This is a genomic window from Mycolicibacterium smegmatis (genome assembly GCF_001457595.1).
Lineage (GTDB): Bacteria > Actinomycetota > Actinomycetes > Mycobacteriales > Mycobacteriaceae > Mycobacterium > Mycobacterium smegmatis.
Genome location: NZ_LN831039.1, coordinates 1,301,403 through 1,320,558 on the forward strand (window position 1 = coordinate 1,301,403; position 19,156 = coordinate 1,320,558).

A 19,156-nucleotide genomic window follows, 5' to 3' on the forward strand; every position below is an offset into this window, starting at 1 on the left:
CGGTCGATCCAATGCGCCCGCAGAAGCTTCGGTTTGTTCTGCAGGCAAAGCGAAATTCGGCTCAGTGCGCCGAAACGCGGACCAATGGGCCCTATCTCCCAGCGGCCCGGCTTCCATCGTCACGGCGACTCGATACGTGGTCGTGTGGCTTCGTACGGCCAGGCGGCGACAGAGAGGTAGTGATGACGCATATCACCGAGCCGAGGGTTATCGGCAACCACGCTGACATGGGGCCGTCGCGCGCCAAAAGCGATGACGTCGAGACGGATTCGCGGCTTACTCCCTCAGGGGTATGTGGCGCCGGCGCCCGGAAGACACGCGGCAGCTTACGCAGCATGCGGCGACGGCAGAAGGTCGAGGCGCTGACGAGGTGGGAATCCGAAGGCGGAGCACCCGCCGTCCGCCCGGCTGACGATATGTCGGAAACCTCTTGATCACTGCATCCACATTGCCCCTGGCGCCGCGGGTCGACACACGTCGCGGCTGCCCCGACAACCTCAACGTCGGAATCCTCAGCACTTATGCGCCCACGGCCTGCGGACTCGCCACGTTCAGTGCGGCGCTCGCCGGGGGCCTGTCCGGCACCGGTGCCGACGTCAACGTGGTGCGCATCGCCGACGGCGCCCCCTCCGGTAGCGCTCGCGTGGTCGGAGAGCTGGTCAACGGCTCGGCAGCCTCGGCGGCGGCATGCGTGGAGCTGCTCAACCAGAACCATGTCGCCATCGTTCAGCACGAATACGGCATCTACGGCGGAGCAGACGGTGACGAGGTCGTGGGCATCATCGGTGCCCTCGACGTCCCGGTCATCGTGGTCCTGCACACCGTCCCCAGCGCCCCCACGGCGCATCAACGCGCAGTCCTCGAACAGGTCGCCGCGCTCGCCGCGCGCGTGGTGGTGATGTCCGCGTCTGCCAGTCGCCGTCTGTGCCGTGACTTCCGCGTCGACCGCAGGAAGGTGACCACCATCCCGCACGGTGCGGCAGTTCCGTGCGGCCCGGTGCTCAAGCGCGGTGGGCGGCCCACGCTGTTGACCTGGGGCCTGCTGGGGCCGGGCAAGGGCATCGAGCGCGGTATCGACGCGATGAGCGTCCTGCGCCGGCTCAACGGGATGCCCCGCTATCTGATCGCCGGGCTCACCCACCCGAAGGTTCTCGCCGCCGAGGGCGAGGCCTATCGCGACGCATGTGTCGAGCGCGCGCGCAGCACGGGGGTGTCCGACGCGGTCCACTTCGATCCCGGCTACCGCAGCCCTTCGTCGCTGACGACCTTGGTGCAGGCCGCGAAAGTGGTTCTGCTTCCCTATGATTCGACCGAGCAGGTGACCTCCGGTGTACTTGTCGACGCCATCGCCCACGGCCGTCCGGTGGTCGCCACCGCCTTCCCCCACGCCGTCGAACTCCTGTCCTCCGGGGCGGGCATCGTCGTCGACCATGACGACCCCGACGCGCTGGTATCGGCACTGCGCAGTGTGATCACGCAGCCGCGGCTGGCCGGGGCGATGGCCGCCGAGGCTCGCAGGCTGGCGCCGTCGATGGCGTGGTCCGTGGTGGCGAACGCGTATCAAACTGTGGCGCGGGAACTCCTGGCCGGCAGTCCGAGGCAACGATGACCGGCACCCCGTCCGCGGAGGCCCCGCCGCGACCCCGGTTCGACCACCTGTTGCGGATGACCGACAACCGCGGCACGTTCGAGCACGCGTGCCTCGACGAACCGAGAACCGAAAACGGTTACTGCACCGACGATATGGCTCGTGTGCTGGTCGTCGCATCCCGTCAACCACAGGCGGGCGGTCCGGTGAACCGCCTGGGCGGTGTGGCGGTGCGGTTCCTCAACGAGGCGCAGGCACTGACCGGCCCGTGCCGCAACCGGCTGGACAAGGACGGATCCTGGACGGACGAACCCGCTCTCGAAGACCCGTGGGGCCGGTGCGTGTGGGGGCTGGGGACCGCCGCCGCGCGCAGCGGGGTCGCCGTGGTGCGAACCCTTGCATTGCTGCAGTTCGAACGGGCCGCGCAGTGCCGTTCGGTGTGGCCGCGCGCGATGGCCTTCGCGGCCATCGGTGCCGCCGAACTGCTCGCGGTCAACCCCGGCAACGCGGCCGCGCGTGCCCTGATCACCGATTACGTCGCGGGTCTCCCGCCACCCGCCTCCGACAGCTCCTGGCCGTGGCCGGAGCCTCGGCTCGCCTACGCCAATGCCGTTCTCGCGGAGGCGATCATCGCCGCGGGCATCGTCGTGGAGGACTCCGGGTTGTGGACCCGGGGACTGGAGCTGCTGGGTTGGCTGGTGGAGCGCGAAACCGGGAACGGGCACCTGTCGGTCACGCCGGTGGACGGTTGGGCAGCCGGTGAAACCCGGCCCGGTTTCGACCAGCAACCGACCGAGGTCGCCACGCTGGCCGACGCATGCGCCCGCGCGGCCACCGTCGACCCCGACGCCGTCTGGCCGCACACCGTGCGGGCGGCCGCCGCCTGGTTCGAGGGTGCCAATGATCTCGGGGAGCCCATGTGGGACCCGCAGACCGGCGCCGGATTCGACGGCCTGCACGCCGACCGGGTCAACCGCAACCAAGGTGCGGAATCGACCCTGGCGGTCATCTCCACTTTCCAACAGGTGCAACACTTTTCACCCGCGATCTCATGACCGCGAGCCGGCTCGCGGTGACCCGCGGCCCGCAACGCCTGGCCGCCGATCACTCGCGTGTGCTCCTTCGGCTGTTCGTGCCGGGGCAGGAGGGATTCGAGCTCCAGGAATCCCGGGCCGGCAAGGTCTTGAAACGGATCCTCGCCCTGGACGACAACGAGGTGCGTGCCACCCTTGCCGGGGTCGTCGCCGGCTATGGGGAGCGCCACCGCGACCTGATCTCGGTCTTCCGGCATCATGCGGGTGAGCTCGCCGACCGGCTCGATCCCGGCAGGCAGCTCTCCGAAGCGCGGATGCTGCTGATCGGCGCGATGTTCACCAACGAGTACGCGATCGAAGGCGCGGCGCTGTGCAATCCCAGCATGGTGGCCCACCCCGATCAGTCCGGGGTTCCCCGAGGCTGCCTGCGTTTCGTGATGAGCGTGCGCGGTATCGGGGAGGGGCACTGCTCGTCGATAGGCTTCCGCACCGGCGTCGTCGACAGCGCGGGTAGCGTCGTCGTCGACGATGCGGTGCCGTTCACCGCCACCGGATCGACCACGCCGCCAGTGCTCGATGCGGCGGTGTTCCGCGGTTACCTGGCGCAACTGCGCCACACCGGTGAGATCGCCGACTACGTGCTCAACGCTCTCGGCGACCGGTTCAGCCGCTCCGACCTGGACGCGAGGCTGGCCGAGCTGCACCGGAATCGCAGTACGCGGCAGCAGGCCGCCGAGACGATCGACGCGATCCGGGCGGTCGCCGACCGCGCCTACGGCGTCGTATTCCCGGAAGACACCGCTCTGTCCGAACGCGTCCTGTGGCCGGCCACGAGCGCCGAGGCCGCCGGTATGGAAGATGCCCGGTTCGTCCGTTTCGTCGACGACGACGGATCGATCACGTTCTACGCGTCCTACACCGCCTACAGCGGCAACCACATCAGCCAGCAGTTGCTGGCGACCACGGACTTCCGGACGTTCACGTCGGTGCCCATGGTCGGGCCGGCGGCCGCCAACAAGGGGCTCGCGCTGTTCCCGCGCCGCATCGGCGGGCGATACGCGGCCATGTCGAGATCGGATCGCGAGTCCAACACCGTCGCCTTCACCGATCACCTCGCCGTGTGGACGGATGCCGCTCCGTGCCAGCAGCCCGTGGCGCCGTGGGAGGCGCTGCAACTGGGCAATTGCGGCCCGCCCATCGAGACCGACGCCGGGTGGTTGGTGCTCACCCACGGTGTCGGCCCGATGCGCACGTACCGCATCGGGGCGATCCTGCTCGACCTGCAGGACCCGACCCGGATCGTCGGTCGTCTCACCGAGCCGCTGCTGAGTCCCACCGAGGACGAACGCGACGGGTATGTGCCCAACGTCGTGTACTCGTGCGGTGGCCTCGTCCATGCCGGAACGCTGGTGCTGCCGTACGGGATCGGTGACGCCGCGATCGGGATCGCCACCGTGCCGCTGCCGGATCTGCTTTGTGCACTACGCGGCTGACTACCTGTCGGGACGCAACCGCACCATGCGGATCGTGGAGCTCTCGTCCAACTCGACATAGTCGGACCGTGAGCGCAGGAAGTCGCTGAACGACCGGAACCCCAGAGACTTCTCCGAGAACGACGGGTCCATCCGCTTCATCTGCGCCTTGACCGCCGAGTTGTGCAGCCACTCGACGTCGTCCTTCTCCAAGCCGATCTGCAGAGCGCGCAGGAGCAGCGCCGTCGCGGTGGCCTGCGGATCGGGCGGCTCCGGTTCCTCGTTTTCGTCCTTCTTGGTGCGCCGCGTGCGCCGCGGCGGGGTGCTCTGCGGCTCGGGCTCGAACACCGGCACACCGGGCAGCGCGTCGTAGATGATGAACTCGTCGCACGCGGCCGCCAGCGCGCGGCTCGAGGCCCCGGCCACCCCGATACCGACGACGTGACGGCCCAGCCGCTTGCAGCGCTGCGCGAGCGGGATGTAGTCGGAGTCGCCGGCCACGATCACCACATGCGTCAGGTCGGGCAGCCGGAACATGTCCTCGACCGCGTCGACCGCCAACCGGATGTCGGCGCCGTTCTTGCCATACGCCGCGGCGGGGAACAACTGCACCAGGTCCACGGCCCGGCCCACCAGTTGCTGGCGATATCCGGCGTTGACATCGGCCGACCAGTCGGCGTACGCGCGGGTGAGCACCAGCGTCCCGAACGACGACGCGAAATCCAAGATCGCACCCACGTCCACGGTGGCCTTGGTGAGCTTGTCGGCCTCCAGCCCCTTGGCCTTGTCCTTCTGGAACGAGTTTCGGCCGTTGACCTGGTCATATCGCGAGATGACGATGTTGTCGAAGTCGAGGTAGACCGCAACGCGGGTCGGAGCGGGCTCGGTCATGGGTCCAGTCTCGCCCATCGACGCGAGGTCGTGGCGCAGGCACGCACATCCACCTAGGCTGAAGGTGGCCGCTAAGCGCCACTGTCCCCTCAACAGACCGGAACCCCAGGTGGCAATCAGCGACGTTGCGATATACGCAAACTTGACCCCCGCCGAGATCGAGGCCATCGGCGCCGAACTCGACGCCATCCGTACCGACATCGAGGAATCCCTCGGTGCGCGCGACGCGGCGTACATCCGCCGCACCATCGCGTTCCAGCGAACCCTCGACGTGGCGGCGCGGTTGCTCATCGCGGGCACCCGCTCCAGGGCGGGCTGGCTGGCGGGCACCGCGGCGCTGGCGTACGCCAAGTCCGTCGAGAACATGGAGATCGGGCACAACGTCAGCCACGGCCAGTGGGACTGGATGAACGATCCAGAGATCCACTCCAGCACGTGGGAGTGGGACATGGTGGGCCCGTCGGCGCAGTGGCGTTATTCGCACAACTACCGCCACCACGTGTTCAGCAATGTCCTCGGCGTCGACGACGACCTGGGGTTCGGGGTCCTGCGGATGAGCCGCGACCAGAAGTGGGAACCGCAGCACCTCATCCAGCCGCTGCGAAACCTGTTGCTGGCCGCGGTGTTCGAGTGGGGCATCGGCCTGCACGACTACTACTCCGAACGTGACCGCGCAGATACCCAGGACGGCAAGGACGCCGCGCGCATGGCGTTCCGGCGCAAGATCGGCCGCCAGGTCGTCAAGGACTACGTCCTGCTGCCTGCGCTGAGCCTGCGGCGCTGGCGCCGCACGCTGCTCGCCAATCTCACGGCCAACCTGGTGCGCAACGTGTGGGCGTGCGTGGTGATCTTCTGCGGCCACTTCCCCGACGGCGCAGAGAAATTCACGCCGGAGACCCTCGAGCACGAGACCAAGGGGGAGTGGTACCTGCGGCAGATGCTCGGTGCGGCGAATTTCAAAGCCGGTCGCGTGCTGGCGTTTTCCAGCGGCAACCTGTGCTACCAGATCGAGCACCACCTGTTTCCCGACCTGCCGAGCAACCGGCTCGCGCAGATCGCCGAACGGGTCAGTGCGCTGTGCGACAAGTACGACCTGCCCTACACCACCGGGCCGATGCCGCGACAGTACCTGCAGACGCTGCGGACCATCTTCACACTCGCGCTGCCGGATACGGGCTGGCGCGGCATCTTTCGGCGCTAGCGCGTCGCCGGCTCGGTGATACGAGCCACGCCACCACAGCGGCGGTGATCCCAGAAGGGAACGCAACTTCTCATGCCCCTGTGACCTCGGGGAAACAGGGCGAAGTGCTCTGCCGTGTGGTGGCGTGCCCTGGCCTGTGCCCGTGCGCGTCGACCGCGTGAAACCCAGTCAACGCCTCTGGGCGCACGGTGTCAACGTTCCCCCGATCGGGGGACACGGGTTTCATCCGGTGCGTGGTCCGGTCGTCGGATACGGCCGCGCGCCGCAACGCGGCATTCTTATCTCAACGCGCCGGACAGGCCGCCGACAACAAAACGAAAAGCCTTATCCGACAAAGGAGTCGAAATGACGATGATCGCCCGTACCGCTGGTTTCGCCGCCGCTCTCGCCGCCCCCGCCCTGATCTTCCTGGGCGCCGCGACGGCCGACGCAGAATCCTCGGTGAGCAACTTCGGGCCGTCGGTCACCCACCACGACACGTTCCCGCACCAGGATCACGTACCCACCCCGGGAACCACGGAGCACCACCACCACCAGTACAACCGCGGACGCTGAGCCGGGGGATAGGGGGGAGAGCCCGGACCCACACAGGGTCCGGGCTCTTTTCCTGTTCACGGACCGTTCGCGCGGCGGGCTCCTAGGGTGGGGAAGGTGAGCACCCCGGGGACGCTTCCGCCAGGGCCGCCGCTACCGGCCGTCGTGCAGACCGCGATGATGCTGCGGTACTGGTCCCGGTTCGTCTCGGCCTGTCGGCGCCGCTACGGCGACGTGTTCACGCTGCGGATCTCCTCGATGGGCACCTGGGTGTACCTGGCCGATCCGAACGACATCAAGACCGTGTTCGCCGGGGACCCGACGGTGTTCCACGCCGGTGAGGCCAACTCCATGCTCAGCGGTCTACTGGGCGACACCTCGGTGCTGGTGATCGACGAGGACGTGCACCGCGACCGGCGTCGCCTCATGCTCGCACCGTTCGCGCGCGACGCCGTCGCCCGCCAGACCGGCGTGATGGCCGAGGTCGCCGCCGCCAACATCGCGGGTTGGCCCGTCGGCACCCCGTTCCCGGTCGCACCCAAGATGGCCGCGATCGCACTTGAGGTGATCCTGCGGACCGTGATCGGCGCGACCGATCCGGCCCGGCTCGCCGCATTGCGCCAGGTCATGCCGCAACTGCTCGGCATCGGACCGTGGCAGTCGCTGGCCGTCGCGAGCCCCGGTCTGCAACGCCGGCGCCCGTGGCGCACCCTGCAGCGCAACCTCGCCGAGGCCGACCGGCTGCTCTACGCCGAGATCGCCGCGTGCCGGGCCGACCCCCACCTGGCGTCGCGCCCCGACGCGCTCGCGATGCTGGTGCGCGCCGCCAACGACGACGGCCGCACCATGACAGACCGGGAACTGCGCGATCAGCTGATGACGCTGCTGGTCGCCGGTCACGAGACCACCGCGACCGGGCTGTCGTGGACACTCGAACGGCTCATCCGCCACCCGGCGGTCCTGGACAAGGCCGTGGCCGCCGCGCGCTCCGACAAGGGCTCCGGCGAGGCCTACCTCGACGCGGTGGTGCGCGAATCCCTGCGCATCCGCCCCGTGGTGTTCGAGGCCGGCCGCGTGCTCACCGAACCCGTCGAACTGGGCGGATACCTCCTGCCGGCCGGGACATTGGTCGCGCCGAGCATCGGACTGGTGCACGCCAGCGCCGACGTCTATCCCGACCCGGACCGGTTCGAACCGGACCGCATGCTGGCGTCCACCCAGACACCCAGCACGTGGCTGCCGTTCGGCGGCGGGAACCGCCGCTGTCTCGGCGCCACGTTCGCGCTCGTCGAGATGCGCGTTGTGCTGCGCGAAATCCTGCGCCGTGTCGACCTTTTCGCCACCACCGCGCGCGGTGAGAAGCAACGGCTCAAGCACGTCACGATGATCCCGCACCGCGGCGGGCGGATCTGTGTGCGGGGGCTCCGGGATGTGGCACCGGCTCCGATGACCTGTCCGGCTGAGGCGCGGCGTGCGTGACCAGCGAGGGGTACGGAGCGGCCTGACGCGGGCCGTGCTGGCGGTCGCCGCGAGCCTGCTGCTCGTGATCGCCTGCACGCAGGACGTCGAATCCCGTGGTGAACCCGCGGGCGGGCCTCCGGCCATCGCCACCGACCTGGACGTGCCCTGGGGCATCGCATTTCTGCCCGACGGCAGCGCGCTGATCGCCGAACGAGACAGTGCCGCAATCAAACACCTCACCGCGCCCGGCGACGTCGGGCAGATCGGTGCGGTGCCCGGCGTCGCGCCGCGCGGCGAAGGTGGTCTGCTCGGCCTGGCGACCGCCGGCGCGAACGTCTACGCCTACCTCACCACCGGCGGCGACAACCGCGTCGTCGCGATGCGCTACGCCGACGGCGCGCTGACCAACCCGGCGCCGATTCTCACCGGCATCCCCGCCGGGTCGCGTCACGACGGCGGACGCATTGCGTTCGGCCCCGACGGCAAGCTCTACGTCGCGACCGGCGAGATCGCGAATCCACCGCTCGCGCAGGACCGAACATCGTTGGCGGGCAAGATCCTTCGCGTCAACCCTGATGGTTCCGTGCCAGCGGACAACCCGTTTCCCGGATCGCCGGTGTGGTCCTACGGGCACCGCAACATCCAGGGACTGGCGTGGGACGCCGCGGGACGGTTGTGGGCCACCGAGTATGGCGCCGACCGGGTCGACGAGCTGAACCTGATCCGTCCCGGCGCCAACTACGGGTGGCCCGAAGCGGAGGGCCGCGCCGGTATCGAGGGCATGGTCGACCCGGTGGTCGAGTGGGGCACCGGTGAGGCCTCGCCGTCGGGTCTGGCGTTCTACGGCGGATCGCTGTGGGTGGCGGCCCTGCGCGGGGAGCGGCTGTTCCAGATCCCGGTGGCGGGCGACGGGACCGTCGGCACCCCGGCGCCGCTGTTCGTCGGGCAGTACGGGCGCCTGCGCACCGTGGTGGCCGCACCCGACGGTTCGCTGTGGTTCACCACGAGCAACCGTGACGGACGAGGCAGCGTTCGCGCCGGTGACGACCGGATTCTGCAGTTCCGGCCGTAACGCGTGCCATGGCGGGTTTGCGCGGTACGACATGATGGAGGGCATGGACACAACACGGGTGAAGCGGCCAGTGCGTGCCCTCGGGGTGCTCATGGGCGCGGTGATGGCGCTGCTGATGTGCGCGCCCAGCGGCGTCGCACAGGCAGCCCCAGCCGAGACCGCGCGGGACGTGATCTCCATCGGGGATCCCGGCGCACCCGGTCAGATCGAGCTTTTCGTCGACCCGTTGTGCCCGTTCAGCGGCAAGATGATCCAGCAGCAGGGCGCCGAGATCGGCAGGCGTATCGAGAACGGATCGCTGCACGTCAACCTGCGGTTCGTGAACTTCCTCGAAAGGCTCTCTGCCAGCGGCACATACGACAGCCGTGCCATCTACGCGGCGTTCGCCGTCGCCGGCTACTCCCGCGACAGCGGCGTGACGTGGCGCTTCATCGAACAGATCTTCTCGGCCGAGCAGCAGCCCAAAGAGCAGGGGAACACCGACCTCAGCAACGACCAGCTGGCCGGGCTCGCCGACCGTGCCGGCGCACCGCGGCTGGCGCAGGACCTGATCCGGCTCGGCCTGTTCGTCGGCTACGACCCCGTCGCTATCGCCAACAGCAACCAGGCCGCACTGCGGCAGTTCGCCGAGCCCGGCGTGCCGACCGTCCTGATCGACGGCCGGCCCTACGACGGCAACTCCGACTGGATGTCGCGGCTGCCGCGCTGAAGGGTGTTGTCGGGCGGATCTCGCTCGTAAGTTGCATCGGCCCCTGGGCAGGGAATCATGCGGTTGCTGTGCTTGCTTAGGAGCGACAAACGACCTGCTACACCGCTCGTACGCTGTCCGGGAATCCGAAAACTGCCCGTCGGCCGGCATGTTCCGGCAACTCAAATTGGTGTGAGGTGGGGCGGTGCTGTCACGGGATACTTGAACTTGACGCGACGTTGCAGGAGGTAATTGATGGAGGTCGATCCGCAGATTCTGAGGGCCTTGGCCGGACAAGTCGACGCAGCCGGCACGGTGATCTCGTCGGCGGATGTCGGGGGTAAGACCGTGTCCGCCGCTGACGGCCTGCCAGGTTCGACCACTCAATGGGCCACAAGGGCTGTTGGCGAACACTTCTCATCGATCGCGTCGAAGCTGGCGGAGAACGTGACCAAGATGGGGAAGGCGGTTCGTGGCGCAGGTGATGCGTTCGAGGTCACCGATGACTCGCTTGCCAGCGACTTCGACGGGCTGTTCTAGAAGTGCTTCCTTCACGTTCTACGTTGACGAGCTGGAATCCCGAATCTCTAGGTGCCTCTGCATCGTCAATTGACACTGCAGCACAATCTGTGGCTGGAGCGGTGCGCGGGATCGACCAAGCCTGTCAGGAAATGCCCGTGACCCAATCGTGGTCGGGCAAGTCCCATGAGGCGGCGGCAGCCATGTTCAAACGTGCCGACCGTGATGCCGCGAAATTCTCCGGCTACGCGAACGGTGTCGCTGCTGCGCTCAGGGGTGGTGCGGAATCGATCGGGTCCGCGCGGAGCGCGCTACTTGCGAAGGCGGAGCAGCTAGACACTGGGCCTCTCAACGTCACGGATCAGTGGGTGGTACTGATTGACCCTGCATACATGTCGGCCGACGAATTGGCGAAGCTACAAGAACTGGCTATGGAGGAGCAGGGTGTCGTGAACCGTATGCTCAGTGCCGTTGGTGACGCGGACGAAGCGACCGCGAACGCGGTGTCCTCTGCGGGAAAAGAGTTTGGGTTCGTCGAGCCAGGACCGCCGAAGACGGGCCTCGACTTGATTGTTCCGTCAGCCCAACGACCAACTGATCAGGTTCCGGACCCGAGAACTCCAATCGGGGTAATCGGCCAGGAAGCGATCAGGTCAGCTGATGAACAGCAGAACATCCGAGAAATCACGAAGTCAACGAACGAACACGGCGAAGAACTGACGACTGTGATCAAGCAGGATGGCAGCAAGTCGGTTCTGAAGCGCATGAATCCGTTCGACTGGCCGAGCAAGCAGAACTTTTATCAGATCGAGGAGTACGACAAAAACGGTGACTTCGTCGCGCGGACTAGTTCTTGGCACAGCGCTGGCAACGACTGCGACTACACATCAATCACATACGCCGATAACTCCAATCTCACGATGTCTATGGACTCATCGGGGCATCGGACCGTGGGATTTACAACTGCCGAGGGTCATCACAGTCAAGTACCTGTCGACTTGATCGACAGAATGTCGACGTCGACCGGTGCAGCGATGTCCGGGTTGGAGAAGCACATAGGGCGTGGCGGTTCGCTGCCGATGGTGACCGCAGAATCTGTCGAAAACATCGGAAAAAATCTGAAATGGGGTGGCCCAGCCCTTACCGCAGCGACCACGGTATTCGACATGGCGATGGCTGAATCAGGTAAAGACAGGTGCATTGCGCTTGTCGCGGGCGTGGCTGGCGGTGGTGGTGGCTGGGGCGCGGCAGAATTCGGGGCCTGGGTCGGCGCATTCGGCGGTCCCGTTGCGCCTGTCACCGTTCCCGCCGGCGCCCTCGCATTTGGGCTTGTGGGTGGTTTCGGTGGTTCTAAGCTCGGTCAGTTCATTGGAGAGGTCGTATGTCCGTCCTGAGTCTTCCGGAACCAGCCGCTTGGCGTAGTGGGCGAACACTGCTTGTAGTGGCTTTAGCCGGCGCAATAGCAGTCGCGGCGGTATACATCGTTCTGGGTGTAGTCGCAGCAACTCGCGGAAACTATCTCACCACGGCGGTGGCCTTCGGATGGGCAGCCTTCTTAGTGGCATTCTCTGCAGCGGTCCTGCTCGTCGGACTTGGTCGGACGAAATCCCAATTCGCCAGTGATTCAACGGGGCTGACGGTGCTGCCAGATCCAAGGTTCGGCGTGCTCATGCTTGTGGGTCTTGTTGTACTGATCCCCAGCTCTGTGGCGTTCGCGGTGTGCGCACCGTTCGGCGCCATCGAGTTCGCTGACTCCAGGGGATTGCAAACGATAGGGGCTGGTTTTGCCGCCATCGTCGCGTTCGTCGCAGTTCTAGGACTGATCACATCCTGGCGGCGAGGAGGAGTCGGGCACGTCAAATTGACTCCCGCCATGATCGAGACGGTCGACATCCTCACGAAGCGGGTGTGCGAGTGGGACGACGTCATCGACGTCGTTGATCACGCTGAATCACGAAAAACACGGCGCGCGGTGGTTCTTCGACTGCGCGACGGCAGCGAAGAGGTCATCGATATCGCCGACATCTACCTGCCCCGGGGCGCGGCCCTTTACTGGCTGGTGCGGCACTATTGGCGGCATCCGGAGGACCGCATGGAGCTAGTAGATTCGCGTGCTCCGGGGCGGCTGCACGACGGTCGATTCGACATGGGCTGACGAAGCACAAATGCCTCCGGGCGAAATAGGTTCTGTAACCCGGTTGCCGGGGGCAAACAACCTCACTACGTCAGCGGCGGCAGCGGGTAGATGATCTGCGCCTGCGCCGAATCCGGCGGTGCGATGGCCTTGACCTGCCCGCCCTGGATCTGCACCAGCATCGGGTCGAGCGCGGTGTTGTTGTGGAAGTGATCGCCCTCGGTCGCGAACTTGATGGGCCCGTAGAAGGTCTCCATGTCGGTCTGCGCGATCAGGTCGTTGAGCTTGCCGCGCGCGTCCTCCGACAACGACGGCGATTCACCGAGTTTTTCGACGGCGGCCTGCAGCACGCGACCGGCGGCGCTGCAGCCCGCGGCGGTGTAGTCCGGCGGCGAACCGTACTTGTCCTCGAACGCCTTGGCGTAGTCGGCGGCCGAGCCGAACAGGTCGTCGCTGAACGCGGCATTGGGCAGCCACACCGAGATGCCCATCACGCCGTCGGCCTGGCGGCCCAGCGCCTGCGAGAACGACGCGTCGGTGATGCCGTAGTGCTCGATGATCGCCTTCGGGGTGTATCCCGTCGCGCCCATGGCGCGCACGAAGTCGACCAGCAGCACATCGTGCCCGCCGACCGCGACGATGTCGGGCCGCTGCGCTGCGACCACCTGCGCCACCGGCGCCAGATCGGCGTTCGGCGGGAACAGCGAGTAGTGCACCACGTTGAGGTTCGCGGCCTCCGCACCCGCGCGGAAACCCTCGGCGGTGTTGTCGGAGAACGGCTCGTTGGCGCCGACGACGGCCGCGGTCACCGGCTTGGGGTTGGCGGTGTCGACGATGGACTGCATCGCGCGCGCGGCGGTGGTGTCGACGGCGGGGATGACGCCGTAGGTGAAGGCGGGCTGGTTCTTCCACACGTTGGGCGATTCGGCCGAGCCCGCGATACACGGGATGCGGTACTTGGCGCAGATCGGGTCCATCGCGAGCTGCACGCCGCTGGTGTAGGCGCCGAACATGGCGTTGACGCCTTCCTCGGTCGCCAGACGCGACGCCGCGTCGGCGCCGGTGCCGGGATCGCTCTTGCAGTCCTGCACGATCAGCTCGACGTTGTACTTCTGGTCACCGATCTGCAAGCCGCCCTTGCTGTTCACGGTGTCGGCCCACAGCTGGTAGCCGCGCTGCGCGATCTGACCGCCGGTCGCGGATTCACCGGAGAGTTCCAGCACGGCGCCCACCTTGAACGTGTCGCTGGCCCCGCCTCCGCCACCGCCGCCGGTGTCGCCGCCGCACGCGGCGAGCAGGCTCGGGGCGGCCACCACACCGCCGGCGAGCAGGCCGGCTCGGGCGAGGAACACTCGGCGGGGTATGTAGTTGGACATGATCATTCCTCTCCGGTTGCGGTGCAGGTGAAGGCCGTTCAACGGCCTCCCAGATAGAGGTGCATGAGTTCACGGTCGTCGGCGACGTCGGCGGGGGTGCCGTCGAACCGATTGCGCCCGCCCACAAGGACATACATGCGGTCGGCCACGCGCATGGCCTCGCGGATGTTCTGCTCGATCATCAGCACGCCGACGCCGCGCTGGGCGAGTTCGGCCGCGCGCACCAGCACGTCGCCGACGAGTTTGGGGGACAGGCCCGCCGACGGTTCGTCGAACAGCAAAAAGCGTGGGTTGAGCACCAGCGCACGCGCGATCGACAGGATCATCTGTTCACCGCCCGAGAGCTGACCGGCCGCGACGGTGTAACGCTCACGCAGGCGCGGGAACTCGTCGAGCAGCGTGTCGATGCGCTGGTCCAGTTCCTTCTTGTCGCGCAGCGTGTAGCCGCCGATGCGCAGGTTCTCCCGCACCGACAAATGCGGGAACACCCCGCCGCCCTGCGGCATCATCGCCACGCCGCGGCCCAGCGTCTTGTGCGACGGCAGATGCGTGATGTCCTCGTCGTCGATCTGCACCGTCCCCGCCCACGGGTCGATCATCCCGACGATCGCCTTGAGCAGCGTGCTCTTGCCGCAGCCGTTGGGCCCGAAGATGCACGTGACCTCACCGGTGCGGGCCGTCATCGACACCTCGTGCAGGATCTGCACGCTGCCGTAGCCCGCGTCGAGGTTCTCGACGGTGATCTCACTCATTGGTGGGCACCCCCAGGTACGCCTCCATGACGTGCGGGTCGTGCGAGATCTCGTCAAAGGTGCCCTGCGCCACGATCTTTCCGGCGTCCATCACGATGATGCGGTCACAGATGTCCTGCGCGAGTTCCATGTCGTGCTCGATGATCAGGAACGTCGTGCCCGCGTCGCGCAGCGTGCGGATGGCGTCGAGCATGATCTGGCGCAGCCGCGGGTGCACACCCGCGGCGACCTCGTCGAGCAGCGCGACCTTCGGTTTCTGCATCAGCACGCGGCCCATCTCGACCAGCCGCTGCTGCCCGCCCGAGAGCGTGTTGGCCAGGTCGTCGGCGACCCGGGTGAGCTCGAGTTGTTCCAGCACGGCGTCGGCGTCGGCGCGCGCGTTGTCCCAGCCGAACTGCACCGCGGCGGTCCAGAGGTTCTCGCGCACCGTCATGTTGGTGAACAGCGCCGGGATCTGGAACGTGCGGCCCAGGCCCGCGCGGGCGATCTTGTACGGCGCGAGCCGGGTGGTGTTGCGGCCGAACAGTTCGATGCTGCCGCCGTCGGGTTTGATGGCCCCGGTGAGCAGGTTGAACAGCGTGCTCTTGCCGCTGCCGTTGGGGCCGATGATGCCGACGATCTCGGCCTTCTCGACGTCGAACGACACGTCGTTGACCGCGTGGATACCGCCGAAGGAGCGGGACAGGTTGGCGACTTTCAGAACACTCATCGCGGGGCCTCCGTCTTCACGAGGTCGTGGCGGGCCCGCCCGAGATACTGGCGTATCAGGCGCATTCGGCGCGCACGGCGGCCCAGACTCACCAGGCCGTCGGGCAGGAACAGCACGATCAGCATCACGATGGCGCCGACGATGATGATGTACGCGGTGGTCTCGCCGTAGCTGACCCGGAGTTGTTCCTGCAGCAGGAACATCGCGGCCGCGCCGAGTGCGGGGCCCCACGCGTGGCCCAGGCCGCCGACCAGCACCATGACGACCAGCTGGTCGGTGATCAGGGTGTTCAGCACGCTCTGCGGGTTGATGAAGGTGATCCAGTAGGCGTTGATGCCACCGAGCACGGCCGGGATGACCGCGCTGAGCATGAACGCCTGGATCTTGACCAGGTTGGTGTTGATGCCCTGGGCGCGTGCGGCGATCTCGTTGTCGCGCACGGCTTTGACCTTGAAGCCGAACTTCGAGCGTTCCAGCAGCAGGTAGCACACCGCGTAGGCGATGGCCGAGGCGCCGAGCATGGTGTAGAAGAAGAAGTTGTCGTCGGCGCGGATCGGGGTGCTCAGACCGCCCGAGCCGCCGGTGAATTCGACCACCGTGGTGAGTTCGCGCACGGCCTCCGCGAGTGCCCACGTGGCGATCGCGAAGTACGCGCCTTTGAGGCGCAGCGCGGGCCAGCCAACCAGGGCCGCGACGGCGCCGGCGACGACGGCCGCGACGGGCAGCGTGGCCCAGAAGTCCCAGTCGTGCTGGGGCTGCATGAGGATCGCGGTGGTGTAGGCGCCGATGCCGAAGAACGCGACGTGACCGAAGCTGATGTAACCGGCGTAGCCGCAGATGACGTTCCAGGACAGCGCGATCCCGGCCCACAGCGCGACGCCGGTCGCGACGCGTACGTAGTACGGCGACGTCATCAGCGGCAGCAGGCACATGACGGCGACGACGACGACGAGCACGCCGAGATTCAGGTAGGGGTTACCGCCCGAGGCGGGGCGCTTGCTCATGCGATGCCTCGCCGGGAGATGCCCTGCGGGAACAGCAGCAGCGCCACGAACAGCACCGCGAACACCACCAGCAGCGTGTAGTTGGCGCCGACATACGTCGTGACCAGGGACTGCAGGATGCCCAGGAACAGGCCCGCGACCATCACCCCGACCACCGAGCCCAGGCCGGCGAGCACCACGACGAAGAACGCGAACAGCGTGTAGCGCAGCCCGACTTCGGGTGTCATGGCGTAGATCGCGCCGAGCAGTGCGCCTGCCATGGCGGTGAGGCCCGTGTAGATCGCGTAGACCAGGCTGCTGATGCGTTTGACGTCGATGCCCATCAGGCCCGCGTTCTCCTTGCTCTGCGCGGTGGCGCGGATCGCCAGGCCCGTGCGGGTGTAGAAGAGGAACGCCAGGAACAGGGCCGTCGCGATCACCGCGAATGCGAACCCGGCCACCCGGATCATGGGTGCGGTGATGCCGAATATCGAGATGTTGCCGGTGAACAGGCTGGTGGGCACGGTGCGCGGGTTGTAGCCGAACACCGTGAGCAGGCCGCCGCGGATCAGCGTCGCCAGGCCGAACGTGAACGCCAGGCCCATCAGTGCGGGTAGCGCGTACTTGCTCATCCGCACCCGGTAGATCAGCGGCGCGATGATCCACCCCACGATCCCGAACACCACGAAGACCGCCGGCAGCAGGGCGAACGCGTCGATGCCGATGGCCTCGCTCACCACGATCGCGGCGAACGCGCCGATCACCACCCACATCCCGACGGCGAGGTCGACGACGTCGAGGACACCGAATGACAGTGAGAACCCGATGCTGATGGCGACGTACAGCCCACCGATGAGGATTCCGCCGACAAGCGCTTGCACGAGTCCGGTCATAGGGTCCTTTCGACTGGGCGGAGGTCAGGACCCTTCGGAGCGTATCCACGGCAGGCGAATGCCGCGATCGGAACGACAGAAATTGCTGGGAGCGGGAAATTTTCGCTCGTATGAGCACCGATTGGCTTTTGATCTGCAACTCGTTGGCGCTGTTCCCACTCTCACTATAAGGGCGCAGGTGGGGCTTGCGGCAAGGCCCGGTGCCTGGTGCACAATCGGCGGTCCGATCACACGGAACAGGGGGAATAGTGGTGGCGAATCCGCCGAAACCGTTCGAAGTGCACGAGTCCGGGGCCTATCTGCACGGCACCAAGGCCGACCTCAAGGTGGGGGACCGACTGGTGCCCGGCCGCGAGTCCAACTTCGAGGCCGGGCGCATCATGAAGCACGTCTACATCACCCAGACGCTGGACGCCGCGGTGTGGGGCGCCGAGCTTGCTGTCGGTGAGGGTCGCGGGCGGATTTACATCGTCGAACCCGAGGGCGAGATCGAAGACGACCCGAACGTCACCGACAAGAAGCTCCCCGGCAACCCGACCCGCTCCTACCGCACCCGTGAGCCCGTGCGGATCGTCGGGGAGCTCACCGACTGGGAGGGGCATTCGCCGGAGCAGATCGCTGCCATGCGGGAGGGGCTCGAGGATCTACGGCGCAAGGGGCTCGCGGTCATCTATGACTAGGTGGGGTCTGCGGCGCTGTTCGGCGGCTCAGCGACGCGGACTGATGCCGCGAGGATGCCTAGAACCAGGATGAGTGGAACCGAAACGGGCCATGCGATCAGCAACAACATTGGACCCCACATCGTGAGGTTCACGATGAACAGGCGAACGTACTCGCCTGTTGGCACTGGGCTGGTGTCATTGCTGCCGGCGATCATGCCGACGGACAAGCCGATCCCCGCCACCGTGCAGACGAACGCGGTTGCCGCTGCCGTGCAGGCGAGCACGCGGCGTGAGCTGGGCTTGGCGAATCTGATCATCTGCGATTTTTCGGTAACAGCGCCCCGCGCGCCTCATCAATATGGGCCAGCAGCAGAGCCTTTCGCCAAGTCCACCACGTTTCTTCGTCGGCGTCGACTGGAGGGGTCTGCGGATCATCGTCAGAGCGGCTGAGCGCCAACAGGTGGCGCCATCCGTCGGACGAACCGGTGAGGCCGAAGGCGTTAGGAGCGTCGAGGGGAGCGAGCATGACGTCGATGCCACCTTCACGTGCTGACCAACAGATCTGCAGTTTGTAGTCGGCGCTTCGATAGTAAACGGCCCACGTCGGCCGGTCTCCGTACACCATCGTGTTGTCCGCTGCCTCCAACGCGAAGCCGAGACTTGCCAACATTGGCCCCAGGTGTTGGTCGACACTCGTATGGCTCACAGTGACCATTCTTCCTCGCATCGAAAGTCCGAGGCGACTCGTGCGAAGTCGCGTCACGCTCCGGAGACCGCAGCCGACGAGGACTTGTGTTTCACGCAGGCCCTCGCCGATCGAGAGGCCAGGCTGAAAGGTAGACGCCGATGGCGTTGTCGATCGCCCTGCCGCGTTCGTTGGGTATGTGCTCGGGTCCGTAGTTGTCGCTCAACGCTTCTGAGAGCGCGTCGATGAGCGCGTCGCTCTGTTCGATGGTGGGCCGCTCACACCTCTGAAGCAGATACAGAAGTTCCGGATTTCTCTGCGCGAGTTCACCTTCGATGACTGCACGGGCATCATCTGAGATTGCATCAAGGACACTGCTCATGGTCTCCTCCATCCACCTCGGCGGGACGGGACTGGTGTATCGCGGCAGGCGTTCATGGCGGGCGACAATGCAAAACCGCCACCACGTACACGAACGCGATTGCCGCTGCCGTGTGGGCGA

21 protein-coding genes are annotated in these 19,156 nt (G+C 66.7%); 12 read left to right on the forward strand and 9 right to left on the reverse strand.

Annotation, left to right across the window (positions count from 1 at the left end; translation table 11 throughout):
• Positions 1-430: 430 nt before the first annotated feature.
• Genes AT701_RS06065 through AT701_RS06075 form a run of 3 tightly spaced genes read left to right on the forward strand, consistent with a single transcriptional unit; the run spans position 431 to position 4,115 of the window.
• Positions 431-1,609, forward strand: a complete 1,179-nt coding sequence (locus AT701_RS06065; protein ID WP_058125428.1) for a glycosyltransferase — start codon at positions 431-433, stop codon at positions 1,607-1,609.
• Positions 1,606-2,643, forward strand: coding sequence for a hypothetical protein (locus AT701_RS06070; protein ID WP_058125429.1), 1,038 nt, complete (start codon positions 1,606-1,608; stop codon positions 2,641-2,643). Before AT701_RS06065 ends, AT701_RS06070 begins: the two co-directional genes overlap by 4 nt.
• Positions 2,640-4,115 (forward strand): glycoside hydrolase family 130 protein, encoded by a 1,476-nt coding sequence (locus AT701_RS06075; RefSeq protein WP_058125430.1) that lies wholly within the window; start codon positions 2,640-2,642, stop codon positions 4,113-4,115. The genes AT701_RS06070 and AT701_RS06075 overlap by 4 nt, the downstream gene beginning before the upstream one ends.
• Here AT701_RS06075 and AT701_RS06080 read toward each other — a convergent pair whose 3' ends face one another.
• Positions 4,116-4,985 carry an NYN domain-containing protein gene (locus AT701_RS06080; RefSeq protein WP_058125431.1) on the reverse strand — a complete coding sequence of 290 codons (870 nt, stop codon included), beginning with the start codon at positions 4,983-4,985 and terminating at the stop codon, positions 4,116-4,118.
• A gap of 109 nt (positions 4,986-5,094) precedes the next feature.
• Here AT701_RS06080 and AT701_RS06085 point away from each other — a divergent pair, with 109 nt between their 5' ends.
• The 8 genes from AT701_RS06085 to AT701_RS06120 all read left to right on the forward strand — a co-directional run bounded on the left by AT701_RS06085 (position 5,095) and on the right by AT701_RS06120 (position 12,615).
• A complete protein-coding gene (locus AT701_RS06085) occupies positions 5,095-6,186 on the forward strand; it encodes a fatty acid desaturase family protein (RefSeq protein ID WP_058125432.1) in 1,092 nt (363 codons plus the stop codon).
• Between the two features lie 345 nt (positions 6,187-6,531).
• Positions 6,532-6,741 (forward strand): hypothetical protein, encoded by a 210-nt coding sequence (locus AT701_RS06090; protein ID WP_003892583.1) that lies wholly within the window; start codon positions 6,532-6,534, stop codon positions 6,739-6,741.
• A gap of 156 nt (positions 6,742-6,897) precedes the next feature.
• Entirely contained in the window at positions 6,898-8,199 is a 1,302-nt protein-coding gene (locus AT701_RS06095; RefSeq protein WP_413232166.1) for a cytochrome P450, read from the forward strand.
• A 64-nt stretch (positions 8,200-8,263) separates the two neighbouring features.
• The gene (locus AT701_RS06100) at positions 8,264-9,253 is read left to right on the forward strand and encodes a PQQ-dependent sugar dehydrogenase (RefSeq protein WP_223496102.1); all 990 of its coding nucleotides are present in this window, start codon (positions 8,264-8,266) and stop codon (positions 9,251-9,253) included.
• Between the two features lie 43 nt (positions 9,254-9,296).
• The gene (locus tag AT701_RS06105; RefSeq protein ID WP_174519572.1) at positions 9,297-9,962 is read left to right on the forward strand and encodes a thioredoxin domain-containing protein; all 666 of its coding nucleotides are present in this window, start codon (positions 9,297-9,299) and stop codon (positions 9,960-9,962) included.
• Positions 9,963-10,196: 234 nt separating this feature from the next.
• Positions 10,197-10,481: a type VII secretion target gene (locus tag AT701_RS06110; RefSeq protein WP_058125434.1), complete on the forward strand. Its 285-nt coding sequence runs from the start codon at positions 10,197-10,199 to the stop codon at positions 10,479-10,481.
• Positions 10,482-10,570: 89 nt separating this feature from the next.
• Entirely contained in the window at positions 10,571-11,854 is a 1,284-nt protein-coding gene (locus tag AT701_RS06115) for a hypothetical protein (RefSeq protein WP_413232151.1), read from the forward strand.
• Positions 11,855-11,901: 47 nt separating this feature from the next.
• A complete protein-coding gene (locus tag AT701_RS06120) occupies positions 11,902-12,615 on the forward strand; it encodes a hypothetical protein (RefSeq protein WP_223495383.1) in 714 nt (237 codons plus the stop codon).
• Between the two features lie 65 nt (positions 12,616-12,680).
• Here AT701_RS06120 and AT701_RS06125 read toward each other — a convergent pair whose 3' ends face one another.
• The 5 genes from AT701_RS06125 to AT701_RS06145 are packed head-to-tail and all read right to left on the reverse strand — an operon-like array spanning position 12,681 to position 17,307.
• On the reverse strand, positions 12,681-13,970 hold the full coding sequence (locus AT701_RS06125; protein ID WP_223495387.1) for an amino acid ABC transporter substrate-binding protein: 1,290 nt from the start codon (positions 13,968-13,970) through the stop codon (positions 12,681-12,683).
• 38 nt (positions 13,971-14,008) lie between these two features.
• Entirely contained in the window at positions 14,009-14,722 is a 714-nt protein-coding gene (locus AT701_RS06130; protein ID WP_058125436.1) for an ABC transporter ATP-binding protein, read from the reverse strand.
• Positions 14,715-15,431 carry an ABC transporter ATP-binding protein gene (locus AT701_RS06135; protein ID WP_058125437.1) on the reverse strand — a complete coding sequence of 239 codons (717 nt, stop codon included), beginning with the start codon at positions 15,429-15,431 and terminating at the stop codon, positions 14,715-14,717. The genes AT701_RS06130 and AT701_RS06135 overlap by 8 nt, the downstream gene beginning before the upstream one ends.
• Positions 15,428-16,435 (reverse strand): branched-chain amino acid ABC transporter permease, encoded by a 1,008-nt coding sequence (locus AT701_RS06140; RefSeq protein ID WP_058125438.1) that lies wholly within the window; start codon positions 16,433-16,435, stop codon positions 15,428-15,430. Before AT701_RS06140 ends, AT701_RS06135 begins: the two co-directional genes overlap by 4 nt.
• The gene (locus AT701_RS06145; protein ID WP_058125439.1) at positions 16,432-17,307 is read right to left on the reverse strand and encodes a branched-chain amino acid ABC transporter permease; all 876 of its coding nucleotides are present in this window, start codon (positions 17,305-17,307) and stop codon (positions 16,432-16,434) included. Before AT701_RS06145 ends, AT701_RS06140 begins: the two co-directional genes overlap by 4 nt.
• A 245-nt stretch (positions 17,308-17,552) precedes the next feature.
• Between AT701_RS06145 and arr the strand changes: the two genes are divergently transcribed.
• Complete coding sequence (gene arr, locus AT701_RS06150) at positions 17,553-17,987, forward strand: NAD(+)--rifampin ADP-ribosyltransferase (protein ID WP_372509729.1); 435 nt, start codon at positions 17,553-17,555, stop codon at positions 17,985-17,987.
• Here arr and AT701_RS06155 read toward each other — a convergent pair.
• The 3 genes from AT701_RS06155 to AT701_RS06165 form a co-directional block, all read right to left on the reverse strand.
• The gene (locus AT701_RS06155) at positions 17,984-18,286 is read right to left on the reverse strand and encodes a hypothetical protein (RefSeq protein WP_223495389.1); all 303 of its coding nucleotides are present in this window, start codon (positions 18,284-18,286) and stop codon (positions 17,984-17,986) included. The two genes, arr and AT701_RS06155, sit on opposite strands and share 4 nt — an antisense overlap.
• Positions 18,283-18,675 carry a hypothetical protein gene (locus AT701_RS06160; protein WP_157892518.1) on the reverse strand — a complete coding sequence of 131 codons (393 nt, stop codon included), beginning with the start codon at positions 18,673-18,675 and terminating at the stop codon, positions 18,283-18,285. The genes AT701_RS06155 and AT701_RS06160 overlap by 4 nt, the downstream gene beginning before the upstream one ends.
• 91 nt (positions 18,676-18,766) lie before the next feature.
• Positions 18,767-19,036, reverse strand: a complete 270-nt coding sequence (locus tag AT701_RS06165; RefSeq protein WP_058127550.1) for a hypothetical protein — start codon at positions 19,034-19,036, stop codon at positions 18,767-18,769.
• Positions 19,037-19,156: the final 120 nt, after the last annotated feature.

Coding starts and splice junctions, on each gene's coding strand:
- AT701_RS06155 (WP_223495389.1), bottom strand. CDS start 18,286: ATGATCAGATTCGCCAAGCCCAGCTCACGCCGCGTGCTCGCCTGCACG.
- AT701_RS06095 (WP_413232166.1), top strand. CDS start 6,898: ATGATGCTGCGGTACTGGTCCCGGTTCGTCTCGGCCTGTCGGCGCCGC.
- AT701_RS06090 (WP_003892583.1), top strand. CDS start 6,532: ATGACGATGATCGCCCGTACCGCTGGTTTCGCCGCCGCTCTCGCCGCC.
- AT701_RS06135 (WP_058125437.1), bottom strand. CDS start 15,431: ATGAGTGTTCTGAAAGTCGCCAACCTGTCCCGCTCCTTCGGCGGTATC.
- AT701_RS06075 (WP_058125430.1), top strand. CDS start 2,640: ATGACCGCGAGCCGGCTCGCGGTGACCCGCGGCCCGCAACGCCTGGCC.
- AT701_RS06110 (WP_058125434.1), top strand. CDS start 10,197: ATGGAGGTCGATCCGCAGATTCTGAGGGCCTTGGCCGGACAAGTCGAC.
- AT701_RS06140 (WP_058125438.1), bottom strand. CDS start 16,435: ATGAGCAAGCGCCCCGCCTCGGGCGGTAACCCCTACCTGAATCTCGGC.
- AT701_RS06125 (WP_223495387.1), bottom strand. CDS start 13,970: ATGTCCAACTACATACCCCGCCGAGTGTTCCTCGCCCGAGCCGGCCTG.
- AT701_RS06105 (WP_174519572.1), top strand. CDS start 9,297: ATGGACACAACACGGGTGAAGCGGCCAGTGCGTGCCCTCGGGGTGCTC.
- AT701_RS06165 (WP_058127550.1), bottom strand. CDS start 19,036: ATGAGCAGTGTCCTTGATGCAATCTCAGATGATGCCCGTGCAGTCATC.
- AT701_RS06070 (WP_058125429.1), top strand. CDS start 1,606: ATGACCGGCACCCCGTCCGCGGAGGCCCCGCCGCGACCCCGGTTCGAC.
- AT701_RS06145 (WP_058125439.1), bottom strand. CDS start 17,307: ATGACCGGACTCGTGCAAGCGCTTGTCGGCGGAATCCTCATCGGTGGG.
- AT701_RS06080 (WP_058125431.1), bottom strand. CDS start 4,985: ATGACCGAGCCCGCTCCGACCCGCGTTGCGGTCTACCTCGACTTCGAC.
- AT701_RS06130 (WP_058125436.1), bottom strand. CDS start 14,722: ATGAGTGAGATCACCGTCGAGAACCTCGACGCGGGCTACGGCAGCGTG.